Genomic DNA, 14,853 nt, shown 5'->3' with positions numbered 1-14,853 from the left:
AAATCTTTTTAAATCTGTGTAAAATTTAATTCGTGGAAATTCGTGTAATTAGTGGCAACAAACACACAAAGCAAAGAATCATTCTAATCCCATTAATCAGTGGCAAGAAAAAAACTAAACGCTTTCCTTCAAAATAGAATAAACCAATTCTTTAGTAGGTTTTTGATCTTTTAGTTTAGCGCGGACTTCATCAAAAGTCACTTTAAAATCACAGCCCGATTTGTATTCGGCACAGCCATAAGCCGTTTTTCCTTTTAAGATTGTTCCTTTTTTACATTTCGGACAGATTAAAGAATCGGGTGATTCATTTGTAGTCTGTTTAGCCTCAGTTTTCTTTGGTTCTAGTTTAAGTTTGAAATTTTCTTCAAAACGAATCAAACCTTCAACCGTTCCAGAATCTGTTTTAAAGCCTTTTATATTTACGGTTGAACCTTTTTGAAGCAGTCGCAAGTATTGACTTTCGGTAATTTTTTTATCCGCAAAAACATTAGGCAGGACAAAATCGCAGCCAGATTTATACTCACTGCATCCAAAAGCGGATTTTCCTTTGATGAAATTTCCTTTTTTACATTTCGGACAGGTTTCAGACAAAATACCAGCTGCTTTCTTTTTTTCTGCTTTAACAACAGGTTTCTGGATTGTTGCTGCGTGCGAAATATTGGCATGTTTAGTTTCGCTTCGTACTTCATAGACTAAAGCTTCAACCATACGTTTCATGTTTTTTATAAAGGCCGAAGCGGTAAAACTGCCCTTTTCAATATCTTTCAGTTGTTTTTCCCAAGAACCTGTAAGCTCTGCTGATTTTATTAATTCATTCTGAATTGTATCAATCAACTGAATTCCTGTTGTTGTGGGTAAAACCTGTTTTTTATTTCGAACAATATATTGACGTTTAAAAAGAGTTTCGATAATATTCGCTCGCGTTGACGGACGACCAATACCGTTTTCTTTCATTAATTCGCGCAAATCTTCGTCGTCAACTTGTTTTCCTGCCGTTTCCATGGCGCGCAGTAAAGTAGCTTCGGTAAAATGATTGGGGGGTTTAGTTTCTTTTTGCAGAAACGAAGGTTCATGCGGACCTTTTTCGCCCACAACAAAACTTGGCAGTAAATCAGCTTCTTTTTCTTTTGCGTTTGGATCTTCAAAAACAACTCGAAATCCTTTTTTCAAGATTTCTTTTCCTGTTGCTTTAAAAGTTACATCGGCAGCTTTTCCAATAACGGTAGTATTTGCAACTAAACAATCATCATAGAAAACCGCAATAAAACGCTTTGTGATAATATCATAAACTTGCTGCTGATTGTATTGCAGATTAATTTCTATTCCGGTTGGAATAATAGCGTGGTGATCTGTTACTTTTTTATCGTTGAAAACCTTAGGCGATTTCTTTATTTTTTTGCCTAAAAGCGGTTGTGTCAGTTCTGCGTAATGCGTTAATTTTTGCAAAATACCAGTTACTTTCGGATAAATATCTCCTGGTAGAAAAGTCGTATCAACTCTTGGGTATGTAATGGCTTTTTGTTCGTATAAAGACTGTGCAATTTTAAGTGTTTCTTCTGCCGAAAATCCAAATTTTTGATTGCAATATACTTGTAAACCTGTCAAATCAAAAAGTTTTGGTGCATATTCGTTTCCGTTCTTTTTATCAACAGAAACAATTTCAAAATCACTCTCTTTGACTTTCTCGGCTAGAATTTCACCATCTTCTTTTTTCAAAAAACGACCTTCTTCATAACTAAAAAGCGTTTCTCTATATAAAGTCTGTAATTCCCAGTAGGGCTGCGGTTTAAAGTTTTCGATTTCTTTAAATCGATCTACAACCATTGCTAATGTTGGCGTTTGCACACGCCCGATAGACAAAACTTGTTTGTAACCGCCATGTTTTACAGTATACAAACGAGTGGCATTCATACCAAGTAACCAATCGCCAATAGCTCTTGAAAATCCAGCGTAGAATAAATTATCGTAGTTTTCAGAAGGTTTTAAGTTTTCAAAACCCTCTTTTATAGCTTCAGTAGTTAGAGATGAAATCCATAAACGTTGTATTTCGCCTTTGTAATTTGCTTCGTTCATTACCCAGCGCTGAATTAATTCTCCTTCTTGCCCGGCATCCCCGCAGTTTATAACCAATTCGGCTTTGTCAAAAAGGCTTTTTATAATTTTAAACTGCTTTTGGATTCCTGAATTCTGAACTACTTTGGTTTCAAATTTCTCAGGAAGCATTGGCAGATTGTTCAAATCCCAGCTTTTCCAGTGCGGTTTATAATCGTTAGGTTCTTTTAAGGTGCATAAATGCCCAAAAGTATAGGTCACAGCATAACCATTGCCTTCGTAATACCCATCGTGTTTGGTATTGGCACCCAAAACGGATGCGATTTCACGTGCTACACTTGGTTTCTCAGCAATACAGACCTTCATTTTTCTCCTTCTTATTTGAAGGCGCAAATTAAGAATTTAGAAATTGGTATTGAAATTTTTTGCCACAAAGGCGTAAAGACACTAAGCTTTTTTATTAGTTAACTTTAAAACTTAGTGACTTTGCAGTTAAATTTCCCGCTGATATTGGAAAGTTTATTGTATTAACCTCAATACCTTAGAATCTCAGCCTCTCAGAACCTTAGCATCTTAGCCTCTTAGCCCCTTAGAAAAAAAATCCAACATCATTTTCAAGGCATTTTCTGAATGCATTTTATCGCCGTTTTCAAGAGATTCTTGCGCTGCTTTAGAAGCTCTTTCACGCATATTCAATTCATAAAACGAAATGGCTTCTTGCAGTGTATCGTATTTGTTAGAAGTTAGACATTCGCTTAATTCCAAAGCATCAAGCATCGCCATATTTGCGCCTTCGCCAGCAAAAGGCGGCATTACGTGTGCAGCATCTCCAATAATTGTGGCATTTGGCAAAGCTTCCCAAGTTTGATTTAAAGGCATGCAATAAATGGGTCTTGGAATAAATGGCGTTGTGACATTTTCGAATAATTCGTACCAAATCGTACTCCATTCAGGATATTCATTTTTGAACCAATTTAGTATTTGTGTTTTATCCGAATAATCTAAACCGCTGTCTGCAGTCCAGTTTTCATTAGCTCTAAAACTGGCATAAAAACCAAGATCGCCGCCGCCTTTTTGTCCAAGCAATATATTTTTGTTATTCCCAAAAGCCATAATTTTTCCGCCTTTGCATAACGAATCAATGTTAGGAACTGCTTTTTGGGAATCATAAACATTGCCTTCAAGCATGGTTATGCCAGAGTAAATGGCTTTGATATTTGTAATATAAGGGCGTATTTTAGAGTTTGCTCCATCAGAACCTATAACAACATCTGCATAAGCAGACGAACCATTTTTAAAATGCAGCAACCAGCCGTTATTTTGTTTTTCCATTGAATCAAAATGACTGTTCCAAACTACGGTTTCAGGTTGTAAAGATTCTAACAGTATTTTTCGTAAAGTACCACGATCAATTTCAGGACGAAAATATTCATTGTCAAAATCTTCCTCGCGATTGGTATCATGGTCGCTAAAAAATATAGCAGCCTGCTCGTTTACGATAAGAGTTTTATCGGCACCAGGAAGAAAATTGTTCTTAAATTCGTTAAATAAATCAGCTTTTCGGATCGCAGCAAGTCCAGAATCGTTGTGTAAATCTAGCAGCGAACCTTGTACTCTTGCATTTTTATTCAAATCCCTTTCATAAACCTTTACATTCACGTTTTGCAGCTGTAAAAGTCTTGCTAATGTTAGTCCGCCGGGACCGCCGCCTATAATGGCTACTTGTTTATTTTGTAGTAACATCTCGTATAGTTTTAGTAATACGAGGCAAAATTATTGTTGTTTCAGGACCGATAATAGTATAAATCGGTCATCTTTATTTTTTAAAAGTTCGCTGGGAACAACGCCCGAGAATTTTTTTATTTCCTTTATAAAGTGAGTTTGATCGGTAAAGTTTAATTCGGGAAAAAGTCTGCCTTTTGCAATATGCTGTAAAGAAGCTTTGAAACGTAGAATTTTACAAAACGCATTTAAAGAAAGTCCAAATTGCTTATTAAAATATCGGTTTATTTCTCGGCTGCTCCAAGCTATTTTTTCTGAAAGTTCTTTTACTTTTATTTCGCCGTTTGAAGCATAAATAAGTTCAAAAATCTGCCGTTTTCTTTCGTCTATTGTATGAGGCAAAAGGTTCTTTAACTGCACAGTTATTTTTTGCTGAAAAGCTTCAAAATCTTTCAAATCATTAGTATTAATATTCCAAAAGTCTTTAGGCAGTTCTTTGGCACTGTTTAAAATATCAGCAATCGAAGTCTGCAAAAGATATTCGACACCAAGCGGCTTAAAACTCACTTTAAACGCAAGTGTGTGCGGCGGAATAACTCTTTCTTCGGGAATTGTTTCTAGCCCGATTAATATAATCTGAAAAGGCGCTTGATCGGATTGCAGAAAAAACAAATCGACTCTTCCGTCTGGCATTAAAACGACTTCTTTTGCTTTGTCTGACGGATTGCAGAACATACCAATGTTTTCTACAAAGTCAGTAAGCGGCTCTTCTGGCAAAAGAAAATTATAATAGAAGTCGTTACTCATACCTAACAAGTGTTTTACCACGAAAATACAAAACTACTTAACTTAGCTGTTGCGTATAGTTGTTTTTTAACACATAGAAACATAGATTTTAGTGTAAAAAAGAAGGTGAAAAAGAAAAATATTTCTTTCACATAGTAAGTTATGTATAAAAACAAATAATTAAAACGTGTTTTTATGAGATTAAAATTGATGCAGAAATTGCTGCTTAATAGATCTTTCTTTGAATAATTAATTCAGCACATGAGATCTAATAGAAGCAATGATTTCTTGGTAATTCTCAAAAGAATCTGGGCTGATTAATATTTTTTTCCGTTTTTGAGAATCACTATACTTTCAAAATAACCTGAAGTTATTTGACCTGCTTTTCCAGACATTCCTTGAACACGTATAGTATCTAAATTTGCTACTAATGAATAAGGAATAAAAGTCTCTTTTTTTGAGACAAAATTTATTTTTGTTATACCTTCTTCTGAAACAATAATTTCATTAATTGCTCGAAGATTAATAACTTGAAAAAAGATACTAACAGTGAAAAACAGAAAAAATAATATAATTGTTTCATAAACTCCACTAACTACTTTATCATAGAAAATTAAAAAACAAAAACAAGTAAAGAGAAAAAGGCTGTTTTTTCTAATTAAATATAAGGGTCTAAATTTTGAATGTACTTTCATGTTTTAAGCAAAGAAATTCATAACAGTTTTACGCAAGTTTCTTTTAAATTACACTTTCTTTCTTCTATCAGTAAGATATTTTCTAATTGGAGTATCATACAAAACCATTGTCAAATAAGCGAAACCAAGCAAAAGTGCTGTTCCTGCAATTATAATCAAAGTCAGCTCGCCAACTGTGGGTTTGTATTTGGTGTAATAACCTGCAAAAATCCACATTACGGCATAATGCGTCATGTATAAAGGATAGGATATTTTTCCGAAGAAAACACAAATTTTTCTAAATCCTTCTGTTAATGAAGCTCCAGCGCCTAATGCAATCAATAAAGGAAAATACAGTAAAACTACCAAAGGTTCTGTAAGCCAGTTCCAACCAGAAAACGGCATTACAAATGTTAACAGCAATAATATTGATAACCCAATAAATCCAAGTTTTGATTTAATAATCCAGTTGGAACGGTAAATGAGCATTCCTGCTAAAAAAGAAAACGAAATACGAGCGCAGCCATCCCAAAAAGTTTCTCCGCTCCATCCGCCCATCAACGAACCTCCTGCGCGATAACTAACAAAACAAATTCCTGCGGCAGCCAAAAGGGTTAATATAAAAAGCCATTTACGACTTAATTTATGCAGGAAAAGCGCGTAAAGAATATTAGCAATATATTCCCAAAACAAAGACCAAGCCGGTGCATTTAAACCAAATATATTGAAATAGCGATCTGGCATTACAGGAAATGGAATTAGAAGCAGTGAAGTAATAAACAACAAAATTAATCTGCCAGTATCATAAGTTGCGGAATGACCGCTGAAAGGATCAAAAAGAAAGGCTAGAAAACCCAATACAGCGCCAAAAACAACTAACGGGTGTAATCGTATTAACCTAGATTTAAAGAACTCTTTAAGTCCCATTTTGCCAATACGATCGTTATAAGCGTAGGCGATAACAAATCCTGAGAGACAAAAGAAAAAGTCAACGGCTAAAAAACCGTGTGCAATAAAATTTTCGTTGGGCAGATAAACGATTTCCATAAAATGAAAAACTACAATTGCCAAAGCCGCAATTCCTCTTAAGCCGTCAAGGATTTCAAAATGTTGTTTGGTTTTTAAAATTTCGGTATCAGATTTTGTCATGTTAATAGATTCTTTTTTTTCGTGGTTTATAGATTAGATTTTTTTTAGCGTTTGCTTTTAGTAGTAGTTGTGATGCTTGTAAAATTGTTTTTTTTAGTTATTCACGATTTGAATTTTTCTGCAAATTAAAAACCGTGCCTGCCGGATCCATAATCCAATGCATGTTTTCTGGAATTTCCTCAATTTCGTCGCAGGTTTCTACGCCATTTTGTTTTAAATAATCCGTCGCTTTTTCGACATCGGGAACCGTTAATTGAAGCCAAGTTTCAGAATGGGTGTAATTGTCTACACAATCCAGCCAAATAACATTGTGACCAAATTTAACCGAATGTGTTTTTGAAACGGTCGGATTTGTTATAGCCACTTCTTTTACTTCTAGTTTTAAAATGTCACGATAAAAAGCTACAGTTTGATCGTATTTTTGCTTTGGAATTTTAATTGCAATGTTTATTCCTGCTTCAAAATTTGTTTCCATAATTAAAATAGGTGTTAGAAAGTTACTTGCTCAAACTTGATTTTTTATGAATTTACAATCTCATTCGCAAAGATTGATTTTTTTTGTTAATAAACTAAAAAAAAGCTGCAGAAAATAATTTCCTGCAGCTTTCTTGATAAGTATTTGCTCTTGTATGTTGTTATATCTTAAAAATATCGATTTTTTTCATCCACGGAATTTGCGAATCTAAAAATTGAAGTTTTGTTTTAACAATTTGGTCTGTTTTGTCTCTAGGATTTTTGGTTACAAATCTCGCTTTCGAAGTATTAAAATCTAAAGTGTATTTTTCATCAAGATCTTCTTTTTTGTTGGTAGAAAAGGTAACCATATTGTCTTTCACAGTCCATTTTCCTTTTCCGTATTTGTTAGATTCTGGCGGAGTTCCGCCTTGTATTTTGGAATAGGAATGAAACTCAAAAGTGCCATCGGGATTTAAGCTCAGTTTGTATTCGATTATATGTTGTTTTGCTTCGTCTGAAAGTGAACGTGTATAATCGCCTGCAAATTGACTGGATTGTGCGAATAAAATCGAGTTGAAAATAAAAAGTAAAATGCTAAGTATTAGTTTCATTGGTTTTGGTTGTTTTAAAAACGAGTTAAAAAGTTTTTTTAAAAGTAATTCGTTTCTACTGAAAAACCTTACGTAAAGCCGTACTATTTTATAAAATAATATTGAAGCAGAAGGAAGTTTTTTTTAAAGTCCAGAAAGTAATAAAGTCTCAGCGGGACAACATATTTATAGCGTTTTATTTAAACGATTTGACAAAATTGTAGCCCAATAAATATCCTAAATTTTCATTTTGATAACTTATATTGGCTGTGTAAAGACAATTGTTTATGTAAGAGCTGTAAAACTCTTGCGTAAAAATAAGTTGTTCTGTTTTAGGATGATATAAATGAATCAAGATTTTGTAAAAATCGTATTTACCAAGTTTTAAATCGCTTTTTGCCATATCAAACTTTATTCCCTTGCCATTGTATGTTTCTTCTAGAAGTTTAGAAATGAAAATTTTGTATTCTTCAAATGTCATTTTCTTTTTGCCTGCTAATGTCTCATACGAAGCATTGAAAATATTGTATTTATCTTTTTCAAAACTGATCAAAGTAATAACATCTCGGCTGATATTTTTCCCTTGAGAACTGTTTTCTTTCATGGCTTCATAACCTTTGTCTTCAAGCTCTTTTGTTCTTTCTTTTGAAGTTAATGTAAAGTCAGAAGGAATTTCGATTTGCCAGTCGAACAAGTTGCATTTATATTTGCCATCTTCTATTTTTCCGTCTTCCTTCGGTGTGATTATTAATTCGCTTATTTTCGAAGATTTAATTTGTTCTTGTTGACAAAAGCCAATAAAGGGAAGAAAAGTAAGGAGTAAAAAACTGAAGTATATTTTTTTCATGATGTTTGTTGAATGTTTAGTGCATTATTGTTAGAAAAGGAAGATAGTGAATAGCTAAAATTTTTGATTTTAGATTTTTGTTAAGTTTTCCGAGCCGTAACCACAACTTGGGCAATATGTTGCTTTTGGAGTTCTGAAAGGTTTTTTGCAATTTGGACAATCTTTTCCAAATTGACTTATCTGATGATGCAAAATTGCCATAGGATTTGATTCGTATTCACCAGTAATTAATCGATACATTTCAAGCATATATCTATATTGTTCAAATGTTTCAATTTTGTAAAACCAAACATGATCTTTAATATTTCTTTTTTCCAGTTCTTTTTCAACAACTTTTTTTCCATGAAACCATGCTTCCCGACATAATTTGAATTCATCGTCATCAAGCATTTTGACTTTCATATCGCAACGCCAGCAAAATTTTTCTTCCATATATGTTCTTTTGAGCTTAGAAGTGAAGTAATTTGATTATAGCAAATATATAGGTATTTGTTTGAGGTTTTATGCAGATGAAAAATTTTTGGAATATTCGGTTGTATGCAACTCCAGCTAGCGCGAGCGTCTCGCTCGTGCCCGTATAGCTTTTGAAATTGATATAGATTGTGTTCACGAGCGTGACACTCGTGCCAGCGTGGGTGTTTTAGGTACTTATTTTAAGATTTGGTTTTCATCGCTTTTATTAGTTTCTCATTACGTTTATCGGCTCTTGAATTCTGTAGAGAAATAACAGCCCAAATTGCCGCAGGAATCCAGCCAATTAAAGTTATTTGTAAGATGAGACAAATAATAGAAGTGAATATTTTTCCTCTCAAAAAGAAAGAAGCAAAGGGAAAGAAAATTGCAATTAGCGTCATGTCTTTTTTGGTTTGTAAGTTTAATAATTTATAAGAAGAAAAAACGCAAAATCAATCTTGAAAGTTTTTGAGATTGCGCAGAGTTTCATTAGAACTCTTCGTCGAGCAATTAAAAATCAAAGAAGTATTACAAATCCTTAATTAATTCGCTCGGATGAACTTTTAAAGCTTGCGCAATTTTAAATAAAGTTCCTATTTTCATTTCCTGTGAACCTTTAATATATTTTCGTAAATTTTCTACATCCATTTCAGCATCATGAGCAACCTCTCTTGTTTTTAATTCATTGTTGTTTATCACATCTTTTATCTTAATTCCCAGTTCTTTTACGACTTCTGGAATTTCACTTTTTCTTTCTCTTTTCATAGAAATGAAATTACAAGTAATTGATTGTTTCGATATGATTGTTAAAAATCGATTGTTTTCAACCGAATTTCATATATTTGTTTAAAATTGTAAATTAAATCTTATATAATAATGGGAGTGGAAAACGAAGAAAAATTCAAAAAATTAATGCGTTATTATTTTAAAACGCTAAAATCGGCTAACAAAGAAAATGAGCAGTATGTTGCCAAAGTTGCGTTTTCAAGTTATTATGAACTTGGCTGCACTATTAATGAAATGTTGAAATTATGTATTTTAGGTGTAGAAAACGAGGTACATAAAATTTCAGAAACAGATATAAGAACAACTATTAATCTGCCTTTGATTTTAGAAGTTGTGCATCAGCTTTTTCCTTTGAATGCATTTGAATTTCTGGATGAAATAGATGAAATGTTTCTTAAAAAAGTTCAAAATCTAGAAGAATAATTTCGAGTTAAAGTCAGTGTTTATAATGTATTTTGCATCGTTTATTTTTTAATATAGATTTCCCGAATTTTATTTCCGAACGCTTCCGTTTTTTTGACAGCTTTTAATTTGGTCATTTTTTTATTCACCTTAAATGTTCGGATAGTGGGAGTTTGTAAAGTCAAAATGTGTTCATTGTAGGTATAGGAACCAATAATTTTTGTTGGTTCAGCGAGGACATCATTTTCAATGTCTTCGATCAAAGTATAAGTATTGTCTTGATTTAATTGAAGAGTAAAAATTTGCCCAAAACTAAAACCGTCATAAGCAGGATCTGTAAAATACCTATGTTCAAAATTACCAATTGGCTTGTCCTGTGCATTTGCAGCTGCGCAAAAAAATAAAAAAAGCAGTAGTGTTTTCAATATGTTTGTTTTTGTTAGTATTTAATGCCTCGCTGCGCAATCTCAAAAGCTTTCGGGATTGATTTTACGTTTCAGTAAAACTTTTTAGAAAGGTTAAACAAGAAGGCATTTTACAATTAAGATCAAATTTTAGTTATGTGATTTCTTTTTTAAAAGGAATAGAATTATAAGAAGCGGAATAAAAGAATAATAAAAATACAACCCCGAAACAGCATCAATTTTTTGCGATTTAAGATCTGTTTTATCGTTATAAAAGACTTCATCGTTAAGTGTATTTCTGAGCACTTCGATCGTTTTTACATTTTGGTTGTAAGTGTATGCTCCTGTAATTACTGCTGAATTGATGTAAGCGCAATCTATTTCTTTTTTTGTTTTAGAATGCAATAAATTACCGCGAATTATGGTATGATCTTTTGAAGTAGATTTTCCTTGACTAGAAGAAACTTCGCTCTGAACAAAAGCGGTATCAACTACAAAAATATCTTTTTTGAGATATTTTTCGGGATTGTATAACGCTTTATAGTTTTCAAAAGGTTTTTTGAAACTGCCTGCAATATCCTGATTTATAAAACCGTGAGCTAATTGAGTAGTTAATACAAGTACCGAAGTTACGAGATGTACTAATAATACGACCTTGATGACTTTATATTTTTTGAAAAACGGATGATTTTTTAGTTTCATTTTGAGACAATTCTGTACGCATATTTACAATTGATGCAGGTTGTAAATAATGCTGAATTTGGAATGTTTTATATCGTTTGTTTGAAATCAGAAACCTTCGCAGAGCAAAGAAATCTTGTTTATTCAGTTTTGAATTTGTTGATTCTTTTTCGGAACAATAAAAATTCTATTGTGGTTAGAAATAGATAAATTATTGAAAAAAAGGCAGGCCTTTTTAGAATAGTTACATTGTGTACGGAAATATCGATTAATAAATTAATAAGGATAAAAATGACACAAAATAATGGTATTCCTAAAAATGCCAAAAGCGACCAGTAAAAATTATTTCTGATTTTTTCTTTCAAATTTAGAAGAATTGCAAACGAAGAGATAATCATCGCAATAAAATATACAGCAGAAAAACCTAGATTTATTATGAGATCTAAAATCTGTAGAAATTTTTCAAAGGAATTTCCCGCGATCATCTTTGTTTCTGAAATCACAATTCTATAAACAAAAAATAATGAAATGATTATCAGGAAATTAATGATCCAAAATCGAAATACAAGTTTTTTCATTTTTTTTGTGAAGCTAGTTTTTTATTATCCGTTGTGTAATCTCGAAAGCTTTCAGCTTATAAAAATAATTATTTTAAAATGATTCGGGAAAAGTCGGGAGACTTTTGAGAGGATTGTGATTTTTAAGAGCAAAAAAATACGCAAAGTCGGAGACGTTTGCGTAGCTTTTTATAAGACACTCTTCGTAGAGCTGGATATGTTTTTAATTTATTAATTTTTGGAAGGTTGACTATTTATTATTTTAGAATAAACGTCAGTTATTGATGTATTCTCCAATACTATGCCGTTATGTAGTTGAATTGAGGGTTTGTCTTTTTGTAAAATCTCTCTTCCCATAGATGCAACGTCAATTCCATGCACAATTCCATCGGAATCAAAGGCAGGTCCACCACTCATACCATTTAATGAGTTATCTTGAGTTATAAATCGCTGCGCAAATGTCTCTGACTTTGCGCTATTTTAAATAATTTGTTCAAAAACAGAAACGTCTAAAAGTCTCTGGCTTTATACACATTTATGGTTATAAAAATAATTATTTTAAAATGATTCGGGAAAAGTCGGGAGACTTTTGACAAGTTTATGATTTTTAAGAATAAAAAAAATACGCAAAGTCGGAGACGTTTGCGTAGCATTTTGCTCAAATTCTTTGGGGAGCTGGTTACTTATCTTGGTTTTCTTCTGTTGACTCGATTGAATTAGAATCCACGGAATACCTATTCATATATTGATTAATATTTTCTCTTCTATAACGAACATTCATCATTGAGTGTGGCATTTCTGCGAGTGCGTCGAAAATAATCTTTCGTGTTTCGGAAGGAAGGTGAATAAAAGCTTCGAAATCCAGTGACATATCATCTAGATATTCTCTCCCTTGTCTTAATTCGTAAAATGTTAAATCATCTTTAATAAGGATTGTACGCATCCTTATAATTTTGCCTCTATTAATAGGAAATTCATCAACATCTATAGTATCTATAATTCCTACAATTTTATGAAAAAAATATTCCCACGAAATATTTTCCTCAAGAATTACAGAAAGTGATGGAATACGTAATGAAATAATAAATTCGTGTAGTTGTCTAAATTTGACAACTCCTTTTGCTACATCTCTTTCATTAGTATTTGTTATACTCGTTAAAATTGCTGTTTTTAGATCCTCAAACTGATTTGTTAAGCTGTCTATTCTCTTCGTTTCAATTTGTTTAAGTCTATTTTCATTTAGTAGTCTTTGAAATAGACCTGACCATTGTTTTTTTAATGCTAATTCAATATCTTCAAATTTGTTAAAAGTATTTATACTATTTCCCTTAGTTCGATGTCTTAAAAAAATTAATAAATTCGAAAATAAACTTAGCAGTTTCAGGCTTGTCAATTGATGGAAAGTCTATTAAATTAATTAAATCTTGAATCTCCTCTTTTTTACCAATTTTTAAAAGTTTACCCTTGTTTTTCTCATACAGTTCATGATCATTATAAAGACGATTATCTATAAATGTAAATATTGGGATATCAATTTCTACTGCTTTTAAAATTTCTAGTTGAGTTACTGAAATATTCTCTTTCTTTTTTAGGCTTTCAATATTTTTTGATTTTTCAGAAATATTTTCAAAATCAATTTTTGATATAGCTTCGGGAATCGCTTTACCTCCAAAACGCGACCCAACTACGAGAATAATTAAATCGCATGTATTTACTTCTTCGATGCATGAGGTATGTGTATGTATTCTTGGATCATATAATATATCATTGTAATCACTCATTATGGGTTCGTAGCCCATACTAAAAATGAAACTCCTGATTTGACTTCTAATTATTGATAAGTCATAACATGTTGATGAAACAAATACTCTTAGTGAAGCCATAATGTATTATTTAAATGTAGTTGGTATGAATTAATTAAGGTTTCAAATCTAATTGCTTCTAAAATAATTTCCTTACGGAAAACCGTAATTGATGTAAAAGTAAATATCTTATTTAATTTAAATTTTCTGCTAATTAAAAACATCTGTTTTAGAGAGATAAAGTCTTCTAAAATTCCCAAAAAATAACCACTAGAATTTTCCACAAAAATTTTGTAATTTTGCAGTCCAATAAAAGGAATTAGAAAATGTTAGATAGACTTCAATATGTAAAGCAGCGTTTTGATGAGATTTCGGATTTGATTATTCAGCCGGATGTTATTGCTGATCAAAAACGTTATGTGCAACTCAACCAAGAATATAAAAGCATAAAAGCTTTGGTTGAAAAGAGAGAAGAATACATTCTTGTTTTAGCAAATATTGATGAAGCAAACGAAATTATTGCTGACGGAAGCGATGCAGATATGGTTGAAATGGCCAAAATGCAGCTAGACGAAGCAAAAGAACGTTTGCCGCAGCTAGAGGAGGAAATCAAATTTATGTTGATTCCTAAAGATCCTGAAGATGCTAAAAATGTAATGGTGGAGATTCGCGCGGGAACGGGTGGAGACGAAGCAAGTATTTTTGCAGGAGATTTATTCAGAATGTATACTAAATATTGTGAATCTCAAGGCTGGAGAACTTCGGTTGTAGATATGAACGAAGGAACTTCTGGAGGTTTCAAAGAGGTTATTTTTGAGGTTTCGGGAGAGGATGTTTACGGAACTTTGAAGTTTGAAGCGGGTGTTCACCGTGTACAGCGTGTTCCGCAGACAGAAACACAAGGTCGTGTACATACATCGGCGGCTACTGTTATGGTTTTACCAGAAGCAGAAGAATTTGATGTACAAATTGATATGAACGATGTTCGTGTAGATTTCTTCTGTTCGTCAGGACCTGGAGGACAATCGGTAAATACTACGAAATCGGCTGTACGTTTAACGCACATTCCAACAGGATTGGTGGCGCAATGTCAAGATCAGAAATCGCAGCATAAAAATAAAGATAAAGCGTTAACGGTTTTACGTTCTCGTTTGTACGAAATGGAATTGGCTAAGAAAGAAGCTGAAGATGCTACAAAACGTACATCTCAGGTTAGTTCTGGAGACCGTTCGGCTAAAATTCGTACGTACAACTATGCACAAGGTCGTGTAACGGATCACCGTGTTGGTTTAACACTTTACGATTTAGGAAATATCATGAATGGTGATATTCATAAAATTGTTGCCGAGCTTCAGTTGGTTAACAATATGGAGAAATTGAAAGAAGCTTCGGAGGTTTTTTAATCTGAGGTTTAAAAAAGGTACAAAGGTACAAAGATGCAGAGGTACAAAGGTTTTCTCTCTTTGAACTTATACTATATTAAAAGTCGAAC

Annotated in this window: 18 protein-coding genes; 2 read left to right on the top strand and 16 right to left on the bottom strand. The window is 32.7% G+C overall.

Annotation, left to right across the window (positions count from 1 at the left end; all coding sequences use genetic code 11):
• Positions 1–114: 114 nt before the first annotated feature.
• The 11 genes from BOW55_RS16480 to BOW55_RS16430 all read right to left on the bottom strand — a co-directional run bounded on the left by BOW55_RS16480 (position 115) and on the right by BOW55_RS16430 (position 9,494).
• Positions 115–2,418 (bottom strand): type IA DNA topoisomerase, encoded by a 2,304-nt coding sequence (locus BOW55_RS16480; RefSeq protein WP_129025041.1) that lies wholly within the window; start codon positions 2,416–2,418, stop codon positions 115–117.
• Positions 2,419–2,625: 207 nt separating this feature from the next.
• On the bottom strand, positions 2,626–3,795 hold the full coding sequence (locus tag BOW55_RS16475; RefSeq protein WP_129025039.1) for an NAD(P)/FAD-dependent oxidoreductase: 1,170 nt from the start codon (positions 3,793–3,795) through the stop codon (positions 2,626–2,628).
• 30 nt (positions 3,796–3,825) lie between these two features.
• Positions 3,826–4,581: an AraC family transcriptional regulator gene (locus BOW55_RS16470; RefSeq protein ID WP_129025037.1), complete on the bottom strand. Its 756-nt coding sequence runs from the start codon at positions 4,579–4,581 to the stop codon at positions 3,826–3,828.
• A 296-nt stretch (positions 4,582–4,877) separates the two neighbouring features.
• Complete coding sequence (locus BOW55_RS16465) at positions 4,878–5,255, bottom strand: hypothetical protein (RefSeq protein WP_129025035.1); 378 nt, start codon at positions 5,253–5,255, stop codon at positions 4,878–4,880.
• Positions 5,256–5,303: 48 nt separating this feature from the next.
• Positions 5,304–6,383, bottom strand: a complete 1,080-nt coding sequence (locus tag BOW55_RS16460) for an acyltransferase (protein ID WP_129025033.1) — start codon at positions 6,381–6,383, stop codon at positions 5,304–5,306.
• A 97-nt stretch (positions 6,384–6,480) separates the two neighbouring features.
• Complete coding sequence (locus BOW55_RS16455; RefSeq protein ID WP_129025031.1) at positions 6,481–6,858, bottom strand: VOC family protein; 378 nt, start codon at positions 6,856–6,858, stop codon at positions 6,481–6,483.
• 160 nt (positions 6,859–7,018) lie between these two features.
• Positions 7,019–7,450 (bottom strand): hypothetical protein, encoded by a 432-nt coding sequence (locus BOW55_RS16450; protein WP_129025029.1) that lies wholly within the window; start codon positions 7,448–7,450, stop codon positions 7,019–7,021.
• 175 nt (positions 7,451–7,625) lie between these two features.
• Positions 7,626–8,276, bottom strand: a complete 651-nt coding sequence (locus BOW55_RS16445) for a hypothetical protein (RefSeq protein WP_129025027.1) — start codon at positions 8,274–8,276, stop codon at positions 7,626–7,628.
• A gap of 69 nt (positions 8,277–8,345) precedes the next feature.
• Positions 8,346–8,708 (bottom strand): hypothetical protein, encoded by a 363-nt coding sequence (locus BOW55_RS16440; RefSeq protein ID WP_129025025.1) that lies wholly within the window; start codon positions 8,706–8,708, stop codon positions 8,346–8,348.
• Between the two features lie 221 nt (positions 8,709–8,929).
• A complete protein-coding gene (locus BOW55_RS16435) occupies positions 8,930–9,130 on the bottom strand; it encodes a YqaE/Pmp3 family membrane protein (protein ID WP_089055210.1) in 201 nt (66 codons plus the stop codon).
• Positions 9,131–9,257: 127 nt separating this feature from the next.
• A complete protein-coding gene (locus BOW55_RS16430; protein WP_089055209.1) occupies positions 9,258–9,494 on the bottom strand; it encodes a helix-turn-helix domain-containing protein in 237 nt (78 codons plus the stop codon).
• A gap of 111 nt (positions 9,495–9,605) precedes the next feature.
• On the opposite strand from BOW55_RS16430, the gene BOW55_RS16425 reads away from it, so the two are divergent.
• Positions 9,606–9,938: a hypothetical protein gene (locus tag BOW55_RS16425; protein ID WP_129025023.1), complete on the top strand. Its 333-nt coding sequence runs from the start codon at positions 9,606–9,608 to the stop codon at positions 9,936–9,938.
• A gap of 41 nt (positions 9,939–9,979) precedes the next feature.
• Here the strand turns inward: BOW55_RS16425 and BOW55_RS16420 are convergent, their stop codons facing one another.
• From BOW55_RS16420 to BOW55_RS16405, 5 genes are all read right to left on the bottom strand, one after another.
• Positions 9,980–10,342 carry a hypothetical protein gene (locus BOW55_RS16420; protein WP_129025021.1) on the bottom strand — a complete coding sequence of 121 codons (363 nt, stop codon included), beginning with the start codon at positions 10,340–10,342 and terminating at the stop codon, positions 9,980–9,982.
• Positions 10,343–10,471: 129 nt separating this feature from the next.
• On the bottom strand, positions 10,472–11,023 hold the full coding sequence (locus BOW55_RS16415; RefSeq protein ID WP_129025019.1) for a hypothetical protein: 552 nt from the start codon (positions 11,021–11,023) through the stop codon (positions 10,472–10,474).
• A 767-nt stretch (positions 11,024–11,790) separates the two neighbouring features.
• Positions 11,791–11,976 (bottom strand): hypothetical protein, encoded by a 186-nt coding sequence (locus tag BOW55_RS20870; protein WP_164975055.1) that lies wholly within the window; start codon positions 11,974–11,976, stop codon positions 11,791–11,793.
• 262 nt (positions 11,977–12,238) lie between these two features.
• Positions 12,239–12,952, bottom strand: a complete 714-nt coding sequence (locus tag BOW55_RS16410; RefSeq protein ID WP_129025017.1) for a hypothetical protein — start codon at positions 12,950–12,952, stop codon at positions 12,239–12,241.
• A complete protein-coding gene (locus BOW55_RS16405) occupies positions 12,888–13,442 on the bottom strand; it encodes a DUF4062 domain-containing protein (RefSeq protein WP_129025015.1) in 555 nt (184 codons plus the stop codon). The genes BOW55_RS16410 and BOW55_RS16405 overlap by 65 nt, the downstream gene beginning before the upstream one ends.
• A 245-nt stretch (positions 13,443–13,687) precedes the next feature.
• Between BOW55_RS16405 and prfA the strand changes: the two genes are divergently transcribed.
• Positions 13,688–14,764 (top strand): peptide chain release factor 1, encoded by a 1,077-nt coding sequence (gene prfA, locus BOW55_RS16400; protein WP_089056494.1) that lies wholly within the window; start codon positions 13,688–13,690, stop codon positions 14,762–14,764.
• Positions 14,765–14,853 lie beyond the last annotated feature (89 nt).

The organism is Flavobacterium sp. YO12 (genome assembly GCF_004119495.1).
In the GTDB taxonomy this organism is placed as follows: Bacteria; Bacteroidota; Bacteroidia; order Flavobacteriales; family Flavobacteriaceae; genus Flavobacterium.
This window is presented reverse-complemented; position numbering and strand designations above follow the sequence as displayed.

Coding starts and splice junctions, on each gene's coding strand:
- prfA (WP_089056494.1), top strand. CDS start 13,688: ATGTTAGATAGACTTCAATATGTAAAGCAGCGTTTTGATGAGATTTCG.
- BOW55_RS16470 (WP_129025037.1), bottom strand. CDS start 4,581: ATGAGTAACGACTTCTATTATAATTTTCTTTTGCCAGAAGAGCCGCTT.
- BOW55_RS16480 (WP_129025041.1), bottom strand. CDS start 2,418: ATGAAGGTCTGTATTGCTGAGAAACCAAGTGTAGCACGTGAAATCGCA.
- BOW55_RS16465 (WP_129025035.1), bottom strand. CDS start 5,255: ATGAAAGTACATTCAAAATTTAGACCCTTATATTTAATTAGAAAAAAC.
- BOW55_RS16455 (WP_129025031.1), bottom strand. CDS start 6,858: ATGGAAACAAATTTTGAAGCAGGAATAAACATTGCAATTAAAATTCCA.
- BOW55_RS16435 (WP_089055210.1), bottom strand. CDS start 9,130: ATGACGCTAATTGCAATTTTCTTTCCCTTTGCTTCTTTCTTTTTGAGA.
- BOW55_RS16460 (WP_129025033.1), bottom strand. CDS start 6,383: ATGACAAAATCTGATACCGAAATTTTAAAAACCAAACAACATTTTGAA.
- BOW55_RS16475 (WP_129025039.1), bottom strand. CDS start 3,795: ATGTTACTACAAAATAAACAAGTAGCCATTATAGGCGGCGGTCCCGGC.
- BOW55_RS16450 (WP_129025029.1), bottom strand. CDS start 7,450: ATGAAACTAATACTTAGCATTTTACTTTTTATTTTCAACTCGATTTTA.
- BOW55_RS20870 (WP_164975055.1), bottom strand. CDS start 11,976: ATGAGTGGTGGACCTGCCTTTGATTCCGATGGAATTGTGCATGGAATT.
- BOW55_RS16430 (WP_089055209.1), bottom strand. CDS start 9,494: ATGAAAAGAGAAAGAAAAAGTGAAATTCCAGAAGTCGTAAAAGAACTG.
- BOW55_RS16425 (WP_129025023.1), top strand. CDS start 9,606: ATGGGAGTGGAAAACGAAGAAAAATTCAAAAAATTAATGCGTTATTAT.
- BOW55_RS16440 (WP_129025025.1), bottom strand. CDS start 8,708: ATGGAAGAAAAATTTTGCTGGCGTTGCGATATGAAAGTCAAAATGCTT.
- BOW55_RS16415 (WP_129025019.1), bottom strand. CDS start 11,023: ATGAAACTAAAAAATCATCCGTTTTTCAAAAAATATAAAGTCATCAAG.
- BOW55_RS16405 (WP_129025015.1), bottom strand. CDS start 13,442: ATGGCTTCACTAAGAGTATTTGTTTCATCAACATGTTATGACTTATCA.
- BOW55_RS16445 (WP_129025027.1), bottom strand. CDS start 8,276: ATGAAAAAAATATACTTCAGTTTTTTACTCCTTACTTTTCTTCCCTTT.